Below are 16129 nucleotides of genomic sequence, written 5' to 3'. Positions count from 1 at the left end.
GGCTGCACCCTCCTCGGCGGCAGGCTGCACCCTCCTCAGCGGTCCGAGCCCGTCGCGCCGCGCTCGTTGTCGCGTCCATGACCTACTGGCGGACGCTCCAAGGAAAGCCCGGAAAACATGGGGGCGCCCGCCGGTCACACGGTCGGTTCCGTGTGCGCGGCGGGCGCCGGTCGGTGCGGTCAAGTCGGTCCTGAATCAGCTCCGACTCGACCCAGTGCCGGAAGAGGCACAACTAGTTGTGGTTCCGGTTCAGTTGGTGCGGCGTCGGCGCCTGCTGACACCGAGGACGAGCCCACCGGCGACCAACAGCGCACCGCCGACCCCGAGGAGGGTGAGCGCCTTGGCACCGGTGGACGCCAGCGGCCCGGAGGACTTGTGGGTCGTCGGGTACGTCCCGGCACTCGGGACGTACGGGTTGCCGGGCCCGTTCGGGTTGCCCGGGACGTACGGGTTGCCCGGTCCGTTCGGCTTGCCCGGTCCGGCGGGCTTGTCGCTCGGCGTGATCTTGACCGTGGAGCTGGCCTCGGGGGAGAAGACCTCCTTGTCGCCCGACTTACCGGAGGCGGTCGCCTTGTTGACGACCTTTCCGGTCGTCACGTCCTTGGCGGTGATGGTGTGCGCCGGGGCGGTGCAGTCCATCGACTTCCCCGGTGCCAGGCTGGTGGCCGGGCAGGTCACCTGGCCCGCGGTGGGGTCCGAGACCTTGACGTCGGTGACGGTACGGGTGCCCTTGTTGGACACCTTCAGCTTCCACTCGATGCGGTCGCCGAGGTCGGTCCTGCCGTTCTTGTTGACGTCGACCGGCTTGGCGGTCTTGACCAGGTCGAGCCGTCCCTCACCGGTGGCCGGAACCTTCACCTTCGACGGGGGCGAGACCGGGGGCTCGGTGCCGCCGGGCGGGGTGCCCGTGGCCGTCGCGGTGTTCTCGATCGAGCCCGCGTCGACGTCCGCCTGGGTCACCTCGTACGACGCCTTGCAGGTCACACTCGCACCAGGCGCGAGCGAACCAGCATCGGCCGGACAGGCAACATCGGACAGCTTGCCGGTCCCGGTGAACTCACCCTCCTTCACCTTGACGTCCTTCAGCGTCACATTGCCCGTGTTGGTCACCAGGAACTCGTAGGAGACCTTCTCGCCGGCCACCAGCTTTCCGGGCTTCTCGGGCTTCCCCGACTTGACGACCGTCAGGTCGGGCTTCGGAGGCGCCGGAACCGTCACCTCCGACGGGGGCGACACCGGCGGCTCGGTCCCGCCGGGCGGCGTACCGGTGGAGGTCGCCGAGTTCTTGATCGAACCCGCGTCCACGTCGGCCTGCGTCACCTCGTACGACGCCTTGCAGGTCACACTCTTACCAGGCGCCAGCGAAGCAGCGTCGGCCGGACAGACGACATCGGACAGCTTGCCGCTTCCGGTGAACTCACCCTCGTTCACCTTGACGTCCTTCAGCGTCACATTGCCCGTGTTCGTCACGACGAAGGCGTACTCGACCTTCTCACCGGCCACCAGCTCGCCGGGCTTCTCGGTTGTCGCCGACTTGACGACCGTCAGACCGGGCTCCCGGGGCGCCGGAACCTCGACCTTCGACGGAGGCGACACCGGCGGCTCGGTCCCACCGGGCGGCGTACCCGTGGCCGTGGCCGAGTTCTTGATCGAACCCGCGTCGACATCCGCCTGCGTCACCTCGTACGACGCCGTACACGTCACACTCGCACCCGGAGCCAGCGAACCAGCCTCGGCCGGACAGACAACATCGGACAGCTTGCCGCTTCCGGTGAACTCACCCTCGTTCACCTTGACGTCCTTCAGCGTCACATTGCCCGTGTTCGTCACCGCGAACTCGTAGCGGACCTTCTCGCCCACCACCAACTCGCCGGGCTTCTCCGTCGTGGCCGTCTTGACGACCTTCAGGTCAGGCTTCGAAGGCGCCGGAACCTCGACCTTCGACGGAGGCGACACCGGCGGCTCGGTCCCGCCGGGCGGGGTGCCCGTGGCCGTCGCCGAGTTCTTGATCGAACCCGCGTCCACATCCGCCTGCGTCACCTCGTACGACGCCGTACACGTCACACTCGCACCCGGAGCCAGCGAACCAGCGTCGGCCGGACAGACGACATCGGACAGCTTGCCGGTCCCGGTGAACTCACCCTCCTTCACCTTGACGTCCTTCAGCGTCACATTGCCCGTGTTCGTCACCGCGAACTCGTAGGAGACCTTCTCACCGGCCACCAGCTCGCCCGGCTTCTCGGTCTTCCCCGACTTGACGACCTTCAGGTCGGGCTCCGGAGGCGCCGAGACCTTCGCCTCGGACGGAGGCGACACCACGGGCTCGCCCCCGTCCGGCGGGGTGCCGGTGCCGGTGGCCGTGTTCTCCAGCGAACCCGCGTCGATGTCCTCCTGCGTGACCGTGTACGTGGCGGTGCAGGTCGCACTCTTGCCCGGGGCCAGCGGGCCGTCCGGGCACTGCGCCACCGGCGCGGTGCCGGTGCCGGAGAACGAGGTCTCCTTGACGGCCAGGTCCTTCAGTTCCACGTTCCCGGTGTTGGTCAGCACGAAGGAGTACGTGATCTTCTCGCCCGCGGCCTTCACGGTGTCCGGGTCGGCCGTCTTGCGCACGGACAGCCCCGGGGCCAGGGGCGATCCCTCGGTCGAGGACTCGTTGTTGTCCGGGGTCGGGTCCTCCTCGTTGGCGACGACCGTCGAGGTGTTGGTGACCGGTTCGGTCATCGAGGCCGGGCTGTCCGCGGTGATGGTGATGGTGTTCTCCGCCCCCGCGAGGGTACGGCCACCGACGCAGGTCACCGTGTTACCGGCCACCGTGCACCCCGGCGTCGAGGTCTTGACGTTGGTCAGCGGTGCCGGAACGACATCCTTGACGGTGTAGCCGCTGGAGTTGCCGGGCCCGTTGTTCTTCACCGTCAGGGTGTAGGTGACGGGGGTCCCCGGCTTGAACGTCTCGGGGCCCTTCTTCACGACCGCGAGATCGGTGGGCAGACCGGGCGAGGCCGCGCCGTCGTTGTTGCCGCTCGCGGGGCCGGGCGCGGAGGAGACGAGGGTGAACGTCGGATTGGCCGAGGCCGGGTTGGTGATCTTGATCTGGTAGACGGTGCCGCTCACGTTGTCGGAGACCCCGATGTTGCCGTTGCCGAACGTCCAGGCCGCGCCATACCCGCTGGAGGTCGCCGGAACCGCCGCGCCCAACAATGTGACCGTCTTGGTCGCGCCCAGGAGATCGACACGGACCATCCGTCCGCTCGGGTCCACGCCCCAGAAGTAGCCGTCCGCGTACGTGAGGTCGGAGCCTGTAGGCACCGCGGGCAACTGGATCGTCGAGGTCACCTTGCCGGTGGCGGGATCCACCCGGTAGGCCACGTCGGTGACGCTGGAGCCCACGTAGAAGCCGCCGTCGGGGCCGAACGACCCCCAGTTCGCACCGCCCGGCACGATGTCGGTGCCCACGCGGGTGACGACGCCCCCCTGACCGATCCGGATGATCGAGCCGGCCGGCATGGAGGTCGGCCCGCCTGAGCCCACCCCGTACAGATAGTTGTCCGCCGTGTTGTAGCTGATGGCGTTGTAGTTGGCTCCGGACGTCGGCCCCTCGGGCTGGAAGGTCACGCTCCCGGAAGCCCCGGTGATCGCCTTGTAGAGGCGGGTGGGTATCTCCTGCCCGACGAAGACCGTCGGGTCGGCCGCGTCGAAGGGGTCACCGGCCGCCGCGTAGGAGGCGGGGGCGGTGAGCAGCGGGGTCGCCAGGGCGGTCATTCCCGTCACCAGCGTCACGGCCAGGATTCCTGCGAGGGGGCGGCGCCTTCTGTGCCGCCCGCGACGTGCGTTCTTGATGGCCATTCAGAACCCTCCCGGCTTCCGCCTCGGCCCGACACGGCCTCCACCGGCCGTACGCGATGCCGTACCGCCCCTCTCGCCCTCCTGCGTCCCGGGACGGGACGACGGCCGCCAAGCCCGCCCTCCCCCAGGTCCGTTCATGACGGCACAAAGCCGCCTCAGTCCATCCATTCCTGGCTACCCCTCTGCATGAGACATCCAGTCATTCACGCCGTCAGATGCACACAGAAGCCGCACATGTGACGGTATGGGCATCTAAACCTAAGAAAGGAGTAAAGCATCCAATCGATCATTCCGCACTAGTTGCCCCTTTTGGGAAAATTCACCGCCCTGACTGCGTCGAGGGTGACCGCCAGTCACAGGAGCGGCGGCGGGCCGTCCGAGGTCGGGGAACCCTCGTACGGAACCCTCACAGAAGATCTCGGGGCCCTCCCGGGGCCCTCCCGGGGCCCTCTCGAAGCCCTCCCGGAGCCCTCTCGAAACTCCCCGTGGCGACACCCCGGCGACACCCCGGCGACACCCGGGCGGCACTCGGACAGCACCCGGAGAACACCCTCGAAGGCCACGCCCCCGAACAACGGCACACAACTGCGCCAATCCCCTCGGCAGTTCGAGCCAAGGTCTCCCCAAGCACGCATACCGGAGAGTAATGTTCACGCTTCCGACAGCATTCCCCCACCCCGCACTCCTGCCTTGCCGTCCAGCCAGGAACCGAGCCACGCAAGGAGCAGCACCCCGATGTCGCACGGAAACCCCCCGCCCCGGTCCCCCTACTCCTCCTGGCCCGGACGGTCGCAGCCGCCGCCCCTGGTGCATCAGGCCCCGCCCCCGCAGCAGGCCGACTACCTGCTGCCCTGGCAGCGCTCGCACCCGTTGCCACCCCTGGCGCCGTCGCCCGGAGTCGCCCCGCCCGAGTCCCCCTCCTCCCGGACGCCGACCCAGACGTCCGACGACACACCCACCCGCCACGGCGACCTGCGCCGGCTGCGCACCTCGTACCGGACGCTCAGGCGCCTCGCGATCCTGACTGCACTCGGCTACTTCGTCGCCTTCCTGGCGCTCTCCGGCTTCGCCAAGGAGCGGCTCGAACAACCCCTGTTCGGCGGCCTCAACCTCGGCATGGCGCTCGCGTTCTGCCAGTTACCCGTCGCGCTGCTCGCCGTCGTCCGGTACGAACGGACCGCCCGGCGCACGGTCGACCCGCTCGCCGCCCGGCTCCGCAGAGGAGGAGCGGACCGGTGAACGGATTCGACGACGCCGCCCGGTCGATGTCGCTGGTGGCCTTCATGGCCGTCGGCACCATCGCCCTGCTGCTCTGCGTGATGTCCGGCCCCGACCGCGACGACCTCGACGAGTTCTACGCCGGCTCCCGCAGCCTGTCCCCGCGGCGCGCCGGCTTCGCCCTCGCGGGCGACTACCTGTCCGCTGCCACCGTCCTCGGCACCACCGGCATCATCGCCCTCACCGGCTACGACGGGATGATCCTCGCCCTGAGCATCACCCTCTCGCTCGTCCTGCTGATGTTCCTGCTGGCCGAACCGCTGCGCAACGTCGGCGGGTTCACCATGGGCGACGTGTTCGTACGCCGCGCCCCCGGCCGCGCGGTCCGCATCACCGCCTGTGCCACCACCATCGTCGCGCTCATCCCGATGATGGTCGTCCAGCTCGCCAGCAGCGGCGACCTGCTCGCCTTCATCCTGGGATTCGACAGCTCCCTGTTCCGCACCGGCGCCATCATCGGCCTCGGCGCCCTGATGATCGGCTACGCGGCGATCGGCGGCATGAAGGGCACCGCCCTGATCCAGATCGTGAAGACCGTTGTCTTGCTCGTCGCCTCGTTCACCGTCGCCGTCTTGGTCATGAACCGGTTCGGCTGGGACACCGGCGCCCTGCTCTCGGCCGCCCGTCAGGGCAGCGGCGCCGGAGCCGCGTTCCTCAGCTCCGGGCTCCAGTTCGACGGGAGCGGACTCGACATGGTGAGCTCCGAACTGACCGTCGTGCTCGGCGCCGCCTGCCTGCCCCACGTCGCCATGCGCCTGACGAGCGCCCCGTCCGCGCAGGCCGTACGCCGCACGATGTCCTGGGCCATCGCCGTGGTGGCCGGAATCTGTCTGCTGCTCGTCGTGATCGGCTTCGGCACCGCCGCGTTCGTCGGCCACGAACGCATCACCGCCGCCGGAGCCTCCGGGAACAGCGCGATCCTCCAGGTCACCGGCGCGGTCGCGAGCGGCGACCGGCTCGGGGCCCTGGTCGTCACGACGATGACGACGGCGATCTTCCTGACCCTGCTCGCCTCCGTCGCCGGAATGATCCTGGCCTGTGCCAACTCGCTCGCGCACGATCTCTTCGCGCACGGACTGCACGGGGTGCGCGACCCCGCCAGGAAGCCGCTCCCGGGCCTCTCCGAGATGCGGACGGCGCAGATGTCCGCGACCGTCGTCGGCATCCTCGCCACCACCCTCGCCGTTGCGGCCCGCCACTGGAACGTGCAGGCCCTGGCCATGCTCTCGTTCTGCGTCGGGGCGTCCGCCCTGGCCCCGGCCCTCATCTACAGCATGTTCTGGCGGCGCTTCACCCGCACCGGGCTGCTCAGCACCCTGATCGTCGGGACCGTCAGCGTCCTGGTGCTGCTCACCGGCACCAACCTGGTCTCGGGCTCACCCTCGTCGGTCTTCCCCGACCACGACTTCAACTGGTTCCCGTACACCACGACCGGACTCGTTTCCGTCCCGGCCGGTTTCCTGGCCGGCTGGCTCGGCACGGTCCTCCCCCGCCGTACGGCACCCGCCGCGCGCCGCCTGTACCAGGGCGAGGAGCCCCGGATCCTGGCGGGTGCCCCACCGACACACAATTGAGCCCGGCCCTCGCACGCTCCACGGCACCCTGTCGGCAGGCAGCACGGCGACAGCCCCGCACACTCGGCGGCAAGATCGAGGGTGCGCGGGGCCGTCGTCGTTGTGGGGGCTGTCGTCGCCGTAGCGGGGTGCGGTCAAGCCGCGCCGAACGCTCCGTCCTTGACGCCTGCCACGAACGTGGCGAACGCGGTGGGGGAGGCATTCAGCACGGGGCCGCTCGGGCTCTTCGAGTCACGGACGGGGACGACGCCGAGCGAGCCGACGAGGTTGGCGGCGACCTCGACGCAGGCGCCGCCGTTGTTGCTGTAGGAGGACTTGAACCAGCGGGGGGATTCGGTCGTCACGGGGAACCCTTTCGTAACTGGCTGATCATGGCCACGGAGGCCGCTTGGGACAGAGCCCCGGCCTGCAGCTGATGGTAGGCCGTCAACAGGGGGACGACCGAAGCGCTTTCCCGGTTGAGAGTACCCAGGTGGGAGGACTCGGCATAGGACATGAGCTGGCGGTCCGGCAGCGTCAGTATGTACAGCGGCAGGTCGAAGGGACGGAGCTCCGCCATGTCGAACGGAGCGATCTGGAGCACGGTGTTCGGCAGCTCGGCGAACTCGATCAGCCGCGCCAGCTGTGCGTCCATGACGGCGGGGCCGCCCACGGGTCGGCGGAGGCAGCTTTCGTCCAGCACGACCAGGAACAACGGCGGATGCGTGCGGTCGAGTGCGGCCTGCCGCTCGGCGACGAGCGAGATTCGCTCCTTCGCCTGGTCGTTGGTGATCGCCCCGCGCTTGACTGCGCTCTCCGCGAGCACGGTCGCGTATTCGGGCGTCTGGAGCAGGCCGGGCATGACACCCACTTCGTACAGCCGGATCTCCGCGGCACGGCTCTCCTGCCCCACATACTCCGGGAAGCCCTCCAGCAGCGAGCCGTGCCGGATCTCGCGCCATTGGCGCTCGAACGTCGGGCGGCTGTGCTGGTACGGACACGGATGCGGGTGCTGCGGACACGGCGTCCGCCTCGGGCGCGGCAGGGGCAGCGGGTCGGGCGGGAGCCCACGGCGGCGGGGGCGCGGTGGTCGCCGCGGCTTCTGCGGCCTGCGCGGCCTCCTGTGGTGCGGGGTGGCGCTCCTGGGCGGTCAGGAAGGCGTTCCACCACTCGTTGTCGCGGGCGGTGCGGGACCAGAAGGTGCGGGTGACCCAGCGGACCTGGCCGCCCTCGCCGCTCAGACACCGGACATGCCGCAGATGACCGGCCACGCCAAGGGCCCGTAAGGCGCTGCCGACGGCCATCTGCCCGTACAGTGGCTGGCTCCTGGCCAGCGACTTGATGTCCATCGCCGCGCCGTCGGGCAGCGCGTCGACGTAACCGGCGATGTGCCGCTCACGCTCGGGCAGCAGCGCGAAATCGCCCTCACAGGGCGGGCGTTGAGCCGGGATGGAACGCTTTCCGTAGCCGGACTTGGCCTTCGGATGAGCGCGCGAGGATGCGGACGCGCACGGGGCAGGGCTAAGGTTTGAAATAACCACGGGATCGCTTTCTTCGATCTTGGGCCAGACCCCGGTCAGTGTCTGCTGAACACTGTGCCGGGGTCGTTGCATTTGGCACCGTAAGCAGCCGCGACTCCGCGCCGCAAGTCGGTCACGACTAGTCATACTTGCTGGCCGTGACGGGTCCGGGAGGGCGGGGAGGTTTTCCCAACCCCCTTCTTTTCCCTACCGGTTGTACGGCACCGCTCGAATCCCGATGCCCGAATCCCGACCCCCGATGCCCGAAGCTCAAGCCTCGGCCCCGGCCCTCCGTCCCATAACTCGAAAGAGTGCACAAGCCCTGCCCGAAGCTCGAAGCCCGAAGCTCGAAACCCGGCTCTCGGCTTCCGGAGCTCGGATCTCGGGGGTTCAGCGCGGTCACTGCGGCGCGCAGGATTCCAACCCCTGGGCGCCGGTCAGGAGTTGCGCCACAGCTGGGCCGGCTCCGAGGGGTTGCACGCCGCCGACTGGAAGCCGATGCTGCTGAACATCTGGAGGCAGACGCCCTCGGCGACGTTCATCAGGGTGTGGCCGCTCGATGTCTTGGTCCCGATCCGCCAGGTCTGGGATTCGGAGGAGTTGCAGGTCTCGGCCGACAGCCCTGCGTAGCCGTTCAGCCTGAGGCATTTGCCGGTGCCCTGGCCGACGAGCTTGAACCTGTCGCCGGAGGTGGGTTTGTACGTCCACTTGTAGTAGAGGGTGGCCCCGTTGTGCGCAGGCTCGCCGCATACCGAATTCGTGATCATGGAGCCGCCGTAGGTGGAGGCGGACTCGCCCAGGCACCGCTTGTTGGACGCGTTCTTGAGGTAGTACTGCCCCGAGGGCGCCGGGACCTGTCCTCCGCCCGAGCCGGAGCCGGAACCGCCCGAGGACTGGGATCCGCCGGAGCCGGAACCCGAACCGGAGCCAGAGCCGGAGCCAGAGCCAGAGCCGGAACCGCCCGAGGAATCGGAACCACCGCCATCACCGCCACCGCCCGCACCCCCGGCACCGTCGGAACCGCCAGAACCGGAGCCCCCGGCTCCGCCCGCGCCGTCCTTCCCGTCCTTCCCGTCCTCCCCGTCCTTCCCGTCCTTCCCGCCCTTGGACTTGTCCGCGGAGCCGTCCGGCGAGGCGGAGCCCGATCCGGGCTTGGAACCGGGTGAGCGGGAGGGCGACTTCGCGGGATCCGAGGAACCACTGCCCGCCGTCGATCCGGACGGTCCGACGCTGATCGACGGCGCCGCGGCATCGGAGTCCGCCCCGGACCGGCCGATCTGGTACGGCCCGAGCGCCAGGGTCAGCGTCGTGCCCGTGGCCACCACGACGGGGATCGCGACGAGCAGCACCCGCTGGCGGCGCCTGCGCGGCTTCTCGGGGACGGCGCCGGTCATCCCGACGACCGGCAGGGAAGGCACCACGGCGGAGGCGGGCTCCTCCGCCCGCTCCGATTCGGGCTCCTCGGGCGGCGGCGGGTTCGCCGCGAACGCCGCCCGCTCGGTGATCCGGTCCGTGACGACCGTCGGCCACGGCTCAGTGACCGCGGCGGGCACCCGTTCGTCGGCGATCTCGAAGATCTCGGCGGCCGTCGGCCGGTCCGCGGCGTTCTTGGCGAGACAGGACTTGACCACGGCGGCCAGGGCCGGATCGAGGTCCGGCAGACGTCCGAGATCGGGTTCGGTGTGCACGATGCGGTAGAACAGGCCCGGCCCCGACCCGTCGCCGAACGGCGGACGGCAGTTCGCCGCGAAGAGCAGCAGGCCGGCCAGAGCGAACACATCCGCCGCACCCGTCAGATCCCGCTCGGCCATGGCCTGTTCGGGAGCCATGTAGGCGGGTGTCCCGATGACCATCCCCGTCCTGGTCACCCTGCTCTGGTCGGCCGCGCGCGCCACCCCGAAGTCGATGAGGGTCACACCGTCGAGGGTCAGCATGACGTTGGAGGGCTTGAGGTCGCGGTGCACCATGTCGGCGGCGTGTACGGCGCGCAGGCCCTTCGCCGCGTCGCGCAGCAGTCGCCAGAGACTGTCGGCGGGCAGCGGGCCGCCGTTCAGCCGCAGTGCATCGCTCAGGGTGACGCCCGGGACGTACTCCGTGGCGAACCAGGGAGGTTGCGCCGTGCGGTCACTGGCCAGCAAGCGCGCACTGACACCAATCGGCAGCTTGGCGAGATTGTCGAGCTCGTGTCCGAAGTGGGACAGGAAGTCCTTGTCCGCGGCAAGGACCGGCAGCACCTGCTTGACGGCCGCGTACCGCCCCGCCGAGGCGCCGAGATAGACCCGCCCCATCCCGCCGGTGCCAAGCACGCCGAGCAGCCTGAAGGCGCCGATCCGCCGAGGATCACCCGGCCCGGTCGGCCCGGCTCCGCTGCCGCGTAAACCTGGCTCTTCTTCGCGCCCCCTGTCCATGGTTTCAGGCTAGCCCAGGCCCGAACGAATGCACGACCCTCTCCCAAGTGCGAGGGGAAATCGACCGTTTGGCGGGATCCGGCGGTCCGCGGTGGCTCGGCCCGGTACGAGCGACGCTCAGGCCCCGCGGACCGGGCACTCCGAGGACCGGAGAACGCTGAGAGGACCGGAGAACGCCGACCGCCTCGAACGCGACCTGCCAGCAGGGACACGACTCACCCTTGAGTCATGAATCAACCGACAACCCGGGTGACCGGCAACTAATGTGCATCCAGCACTAGTTACTCGGCACAACACTCCGCCCACACCGTCTTCCCGAGGGGTGAGCGGGGAGCCGCCCCCACCGGGCGGCAAGCGCACCGACGAGGACCAGCCCCCGCCCCGACTCCTCGTCATCGGCCGGCATGGACGGGCCGACCGGCGGCAGCTCCGGGCAAGCGTCGGACACCTCGACGCGGATACGCCGGGCGCTCGCCTCGTACGTCACGCCCAGAAGGAAGTTCCTGCCCCGGACCCGGCCATGGCGCACGGCATTGGCGGCGAGCTCGGCGACCAGCTTCGCGGTGACCTACGATCACCTCCGGGCAGCGGCTCTGCCCCCTCACATGTCGCTCGACACGATCCGATCCGCGATGGAGGACAACCACCATGACGCGACCGTCCCGTCCCGATCCGACCGCCGTCGCCTGGCGCAAAAGCAGCTACAGCAATCAGGAGGGAGGCAACTGCGTCGAGGTGGCGGACGGATTCCCCGGACTCGTCCCCGTCCGTGACAGCAAAACCGCCGACGGCCCGGCGCTGACTTTCCCCGCACCCTCCTGGACCTCGTTCATAGACGAGCTGAAGCAAGACCGCCGCTTCCACCCCGGCCGGTGACCGACGCACCCTCGGGCCGGCCGACACGCTGCCGCATCCGAGGGCCGCCCGCGGTGCGCCTCGTCGTCAGGACCCGGTCGTCTCCTCGACGACCCAGGACAGGTACGCCTCGGACCCGCCGGTCACGGGGAGAGTGACGAACTCAGGAACGTCGTACGAGTGCTTCTCAGCCACCCAAGCCTCCAGATCCGGGAGACGGTCCGTGCTCGTCTTGTACGAGATCCGCCACTCCTGCGCGGTCTCGATCTCGTTCTTCCACCGGTAGTAGGCGGTGAACGGCGCGTCGACGTGCGCGCACGCTGCGAGCTTGCTCTCGACCGCGCCCCGCGCCAGGTCCTTCGCCCGGTCCTCGTCGTCGATGGTCGTCTGCGCAATGACGATGCCGGTCATGCCCCTGCCTCTCCAGCTCGGTGTACCGCGACCCTACCCAGCCGCCCGGGGCCCACCGACAGCCCGCCGCCGACACCCCGACGACGCCTGGACAGCACCTGGAGAACGCCCCTGGCCGTGGCGGCCCGGCTTCCGTGACGCCGAGCGTGTGAGCCCCTGTTCCGCACCTGCCCGAACCCACGACAGTGCGCTGATCACTCCCCTGCCGGGGCCGGGCGGTCCTCCGCCGACTCCGGGACCACCCGCCCGGTGAGCGCCGCCAGCGTGTTGCGCACGTACGTCATGTGCGCGTGCAGCTCCTCGCGCGCCTCCTCGTGCTCCCGCAGAATCCGTTCCGTCTCCCGGACCACCCGCTCCTCGCGGACCCGGCCCTCCGCGATCAGCTCGGCCGCCCGCGCCTCGGCGTTCTCGTCGGTGTGCCGCGCCTCCTCCTCCGCACGGGCCAGTTCGCGCCGTGCCTCGGCCAGCCCGGCCTCCGCCCGCTCGGTCAACTCGTCGTGACGCGCCGCCTGCGCCGCCTCGGCCTCGGCCAGTTCACCCTCGGCTGCCTTCCACCGCTCGGCGTGCTCCTGCTCCTGGTGCACGAGGACGCTCTCGGTGCGACGGCGCGTCTCCTCCATCATGAACCGCGCCTGCTCCCGCGTCTCCTCGGCCTCCGTACGGGCCTCGGCCACGATCCGCTCAGCCTCCGTACGGGCCGCGGCCAACGTCTCATCGGCGTACTCACCGGCCGCCGCACGCATCGCCTCGGCATCCGCCCGCGCCGACTCGCGCACCGCCCGGCCCGCCTCGTCCGCCGCGTCCCGCAGCGCCTGCGCCTCCTCCTGCGCGGCGCTCCGCACGGAACCGGCCTCGTCCTTTGCGAGTGCCAGAATCCGCTGGGAACGCTCACCGAGCGAGGCGTAGTCCTGCGGGGCGAGCGTGGCGACCACCTCACGCAGCCGGACCGCCTCGGCCGACAGGCCCTCCACCTGGGCCGTCAGCCGGGTCACCCGCTCCCGCGCCTCGTCCCGCTCCGCCACCAACCCGGCCAGGGCCCGATCCACCTGCTCTGGACGGTAACCGCGCCCCCGTACGCCGACGAAGCCAAGTCCGGACCCCGGTGCACTACTCATCCCTAAGCCTCTTTCCGACTCGCCGAACAGCAGCAACAGGTCAAGGATGCGGCAATTCGGCGCAGAAGTCGGAATCGATCAAAGGCTTTTCGGGTGGAAGCGGCGGGGGGCACACCACGGCACGACGCGGCGCCCGGCCCCTTCACCGGAGCCGGGCGCCGCTCCCGCCGGCCCGCCCTCAACCATGGAACCGGCACGCCCGGATCCGCCGGCGGACCGGCAGCCGGTCCGCACGCACCCGCCGGACCGGCCCGAACCACATCCGTCGGACCAACCCGAATCACATCCGTCAAACCGGCCGGTCCGCACACGCCCCGGACAACCTGTGCGCACGCGTCGGACCGGCCCGGACGCTCCCCGCCGGACCGGCCGTCCGCATCGTCAGAGCAGCCCGTCCCACATCTGTTCGAGCAGTACGGACCACCAGCTCTCCGGCGACGCCAGCGCCGCCGCGTCCAGCGCCGCCAGCTGAGCCTGGAAGTCGACCGTCCAACGGCCCGCCTGTTCCGGGTTCAGCCCGAAGCGCAGCCGCCACATCCGGCCGAGCAACGCCATCGAACGCTGGAACTCCGGCAGCCCGGTGTTCACGAACTGCGGCGCCACCGACTGCCCGCCCGGACCCGCCTCGACCGGTACGGCCACGATGTTCGCGGTGCCGTACTGGACACAGATCGCCCGGCCGAAGTCGGTACCCATCACGAGGTACGCCCCCGCGTCCGGCGCCGCCTGCACCTGCCGCTGCGCGGCCAGCTCGGCCAGCGTGGGCACCACCGGCTGCCCGGGCTGCGCCCAGAAGAACGGCCCGAAGTCGGCGGGCAGCCCGCCCCACACCAGCGTCCGCGCCACGGTCTCGGGCACACCCTGCCGGGACACCGCGCGCTCATCGAAGCGCAGGATGCCTTGCGGGCCGAAGGACTGCACCATCTCCTGCGCGATGGCCTCCGGCGGCACCGGCGGCGCGGGCGGCATCTGCGGCAGCGGCGCCCGCACCGGCGCCGGACGCGCGGGACCGTCCGCCACCTGGTGCAGCTCGCCCTGATGCGTCAGCAGATGCCGCATGCCCTGCTGCCGGCTGGCGTGATCGGTGCCGTACGGGGCGACGCTGGTGATCCGCACCTGCGGCCAGGTCTCACGGATCATCCGCGCGCAGTAACCACCAGGCAGCTCACACGACTCCAGCTCCGTGTGCAGCTCGATGACCTGCTGCGGCGGCACGTTCATCGCCCGCAGCTCGTGCAGCATCTGCCACTCCGGGTGCGGGGTGCCGGGCGCCGAGCGGCGGATCAGCTGCTGCTCGCTGCCGTCGGGCGCGCGGTAGCGCAGCACGGACTGGTAGCCGGGACCGACGGTCGGCTGCCCAGGCTGCTGCGGATACGCGTACGCCGCGGGCGGCGGGGTGTGTCCGGGCGGCGGTACGGGACCGGCCCCCTGCGGCGCGCCCGGAGGGCCGGGCGGACCGGGAGGCTGCGGAGCACCGAGGCCGCCCCTGCCCGGGTCGGCGAGCATCGTGGCCGCGTGATGCACCCCGCCACCCGGCGGAGGCGTCGAACCATGAGGCGCGGGCGGCACCGAACCACCAGGCGCACCAGGCACCCCGGGCGGACCGGGCGGGCTCGGCGGCTGCGGCGCGCCGGAAGCGCCGGCACCACCAGGCGCCCCGGGCGGACCAGGAGGACCGGGCGGGCCGGGCGGGCCCGGAGGCTGCGGCGCGCCCGGACCGCCCATGTTCGGGTCGGCGAGCATCGTGGCCGCGTGATGCACCCCGCCACCCGGCGGAGGCGTCGAACCATGAGGCGCGGGCGGCACCGAACCGCCAGGCACCCCGGGCGGGCCCGGCGGACCGGGCGGGCCCGGCGGACCGGGCGGGCTCGGCGGACCGGGCGGGCTCGGCGGACCGGGCGGGCTCGGCGGCTGCGACGCACCGGAAGCACCGGCATGACCAGGCCCTCCGGGGGAACCAGGAGGCCCAGGCGGACCGGGCGGACCGGGCGGGCCGGGCGGGCTCGGCGGAGCCTGTTCGGGGACGAGCTGCGTCGGCAGGTACCCGCCCGCCGGAGAACCGGGCGCACCTGGCCCCGAGGGCGGCGGCACCGGCGCGCCCGGACGCGCACCCGGAGCGCCCGGTACACCGGGCGGAGGCGGGGTCGAAGGACCGCCCCCACGCGTACCGCGCGGCGGCACGACGGCCTTGCCGGTGGTCGCGTCCGCGATATCACCGGCACCGGGCACAGGAGTACCGGGCGCGGGCGTACCGGGCGCCGAAGCCCCCGGCGCGTCGGGAGCCTGTGCCCCGGCCCCGGGCCCGGCTGGACGCGGCGAGTCCAGCCCCGGGGCGATCGCCGTCGGCGGCAGCTGACTGCCACCCGACATGAGGGCGGTCGGCGCGTCGGCGGGCACGACCGGCGGCGGGGTGCCCTCGTCGTCGGTGCCCGAGAGCGGCGGCGCGAACACCGTGGCGGGAAGCGGGACCGAGCCGTCGTCCGAACCCCCGTTGGTGTCGGTCCCGTCCCACGGGGTGGAACCGGCGGGCACGTTCGGCGGCGGCGCCGGAACGCCATCGTTCGCGGTGGGCTCGTACTCGACCCGGCCACCGCCCGTGCCCCCGCCCGCGCCTCCGCTCGTCCCTCCGGTCGCGCCTCCGCCCGTGCCCCCGGCCGCGCCTCCGCTCGTCCCTCCGGTCGACGCAGGCGCGCCCGGCACCCCCGGAGCCCCGCTCAGGCCCCCTTCACCGCCCTGACCGCCCTGATCGTTCCGGTCGTTCCGGTGATCCGGAATACCCAGCTTGTCCGCCGCCTCCTGAAGCCACTCCGGCGGAGTCAGCAGGAACGACGTCTGATTCAGATCGACCCGCTGCGGCGGCTCCGGAGCGGCCGGCGCGGCGGCGACCGCCCCGTACTCCTCCTCGTACCGCCGGATGATCTCGCCCACCGGCAGCCCCGGCCACAGCGTGGCCTCACCGCTGTCCCTGGCGATCACCAGCCGCTGCCGGCCGCCGTCCGAGACCGGACCCTCGGCCCGGTCCTCGCCCCACACGACGAAACCCAGCTCGAACTCCCGCACCCGCACCTCACGGTGCTGATACGCGGGCACATCGCCGTTGATCCACTCGTCGGCGCGCTCCTGCGCCTGCGCGAACGTCACCATCG

The 16129-nt window shown here is 71.1% G+C and carries 11 protein-coding genes; 3 read left to right on the top strand and 8 right to left on the bottom strand.

The features are described 5' to 3' along the window. Window positions 1-249 precede the first annotated feature (249 nt). Window positions 250-3777 (bottom strand): DUF11 domain-containing protein, encoded by a 3528-nt coding sequence (locus ACGF2V_RS16895; protein WP_362706731.1) that lies wholly within the window; start codon window positions 3775-3777, stop codon window positions 250-252. An 801-nt stretch (window positions 3778-4578) separates the two neighbouring features. Between ACGF2V_RS16895 and ACGF2V_RS16890 the strand changes: the two genes are divergently transcribed. Together ACGF2V_RS16890 and ACGF2V_RS16885 are read left to right on the top strand one after the other, a co-directional pair. Further along, the gene (locus ACGF2V_RS16890; RefSeq protein ID WP_362706734.1) at window positions 4579-5082 is read left to right on the top strand and encodes a DUF485 domain-containing protein; all 504 of its coding nucleotides are present in this window, start codon (window positions 4579-4581) and stop codon (window positions 5080-5082) included. 26 nt (window positions 5083-5108) lie between these two features. Then, a complete protein-coding gene (locus ACGF2V_RS16885) occupies window positions 5109-6695 on the top strand; it encodes a cation acetate symporter (protein WP_362706831.1) in 1587 nt (528 codons plus the stop codon). 134 nt (window positions 6696-6829) lie between these two features. Here the strand turns inward: ACGF2V_RS16885 and ACGF2V_RS16880 are convergent, their stop codons facing one another. From ACGF2V_RS16880 to ACGF2V_RS16865, 4 genes are all read right to left on the bottom strand, one after another. Next, window positions 6830-7039 carry a DUF397 domain-containing protein gene (locus ACGF2V_RS16880; protein ID WP_362618522.1) on the bottom strand — a complete coding sequence of 70 codons (210 nt, stop codon included), beginning with the start codon at window positions 7037-7039 and terminating at the stop codon, window positions 6830-6832. Continuing rightward, the gene (locus ACGF2V_RS16875; RefSeq protein WP_392912528.1) at window positions 7036-7719 is read right to left on the bottom strand and encodes a DUF5753 domain-containing protein; all 684 of its coding nucleotides are present in this window, start codon (window positions 7717-7719) and stop codon (window positions 7036-7038) included. Before ACGF2V_RS16875 ends, ACGF2V_RS16880 begins: the two co-directional genes overlap by 4 nt. A 912-nt stretch (window positions 7720-8631) precedes the next feature. Next, the gene (locus tag ACGF2V_RS16870) at window positions 8632-10500 is read right to left on the bottom strand and encodes a protein kinase (protein ID WP_362706737.1); all 1869 of its coding nucleotides are present in this window, start codon (window positions 10498-10500) and stop codon (window positions 8632-8634) included. Window positions 10501-10879: 379 nt separating this feature from the next. Beyond that, window positions 10880-11131: an ATP-binding protein gene (locus ACGF2V_RS16865; protein ID WP_362618254.1), complete on the bottom strand. Its 252-nt coding sequence runs from the start codon at window positions 11129-11131 to the stop codon at window positions 10880-10882. A gap of 119 nt (window positions 11132-11250) precedes the next feature. On the opposite strand from ACGF2V_RS16865, the gene ACGF2V_RS16860 reads away from it, so the two are divergent. Continuing rightward, a complete protein-coding gene (locus ACGF2V_RS16860) occupies window positions 11251-11478 on the top strand; it encodes a DUF397 domain-containing protein (RefSeq protein WP_362618251.1) in 228 nt (75 codons plus the stop codon). 66 nt (window positions 11479-11544) lie between these two features. On the opposite strand, the gene cutA is transcribed toward ACGF2V_RS16860, so the two are convergent. The 3 genes from cutA to ACGF2V_RS16845 all read right to left on the bottom strand — a co-directional run bounded on the left by cutA (window position 11545) and on the right by ACGF2V_RS16845 (window position 16127). Further along, on the bottom strand, window positions 11545-11868 hold the full coding sequence (cutA, locus tag ACGF2V_RS16855; RefSeq protein ID WP_362706740.1) for a divalent-cation tolerance protein CutA: 324 nt from the start codon (window positions 11866-11868) through the stop codon (window positions 11545-11547). 194 nt (window positions 11869-12062) lie between these two features. Then, entirely contained in the window at window positions 12063-12983 is a 921-nt protein-coding gene (locus ACGF2V_RS16850) for a cellulose-binding protein (protein WP_362706741.1), read from the bottom strand. 381 nt (window positions 12984-13364) lie between these two features. Beyond that, the gene (locus tag ACGF2V_RS16845) at window positions 13365-16127 is read right to left on the bottom strand and encodes an SUKH-4 family immunity protein (protein WP_362706744.1); all 2763 of its coding nucleotides are present in this window, start codon (window positions 16125-16127) and stop codon (window positions 13365-13367) included. Window positions 16128-16129: the final 2 nt, after the last annotated feature.

The sequence above is a fragment of the Streptomyces sp. NPDC047982 genome, assembly GCF_043204165.1.
Taxonomy (GTDB): Bacteria; Actinomycetota; Actinomycetes; order Streptomycetales; family Streptomycetaceae; genus Streptomyces.
Note: the sequence above shows the minus strand (reverse complement) of the source record. Positions and strands in the feature narration are given on the sequence as shown.

Excerpts from the sequence above, each read along its gene's own strand:
- ACGF2V_RS16890 (WP_362706734.1), top strand. The coding sequence starts at position 4,579 with ATGTCGCACGGAAACCCCCCGCCCCGGTCCCCCTACTCCTCCTGGCCC.
- ACGF2V_RS16885 (WP_362706831.1), top strand. The coding sequence starts at position 5,109 with ATGTCGCTGGTGGCCTTCATGGCCGTCGGCACCATCGCCCTGCTGCTC.
- ACGF2V_RS16860 (WP_362618251.1), top strand. The coding sequence starts at position 11,251 with ATGACGCGACCGTCCCGTCCCGATCCGACCGCCGTCGCCTGGCGCAAA.
- cutA (WP_362706740.1), bottom strand. The coding sequence starts at position 11,868 with ATGACCGGCATCGTCATTGCGCAGACGACCATCGACGACGAGGACCGG.
- ACGF2V_RS16850 (WP_362706741.1), bottom strand. The coding sequence starts at position 12,983 with ATGAGTAGTGCACCGGGGTCCGGACTTGGCTTCGTCGGCGTACGGGGG.
- ACGF2V_RS16845 (WP_362706744.1), bottom strand. The coding sequence starts at position 16,127 with ATGGTGACGTTCGCGCAGGCGCAGGAGCGCGCCGACGAGTGGATCAAC.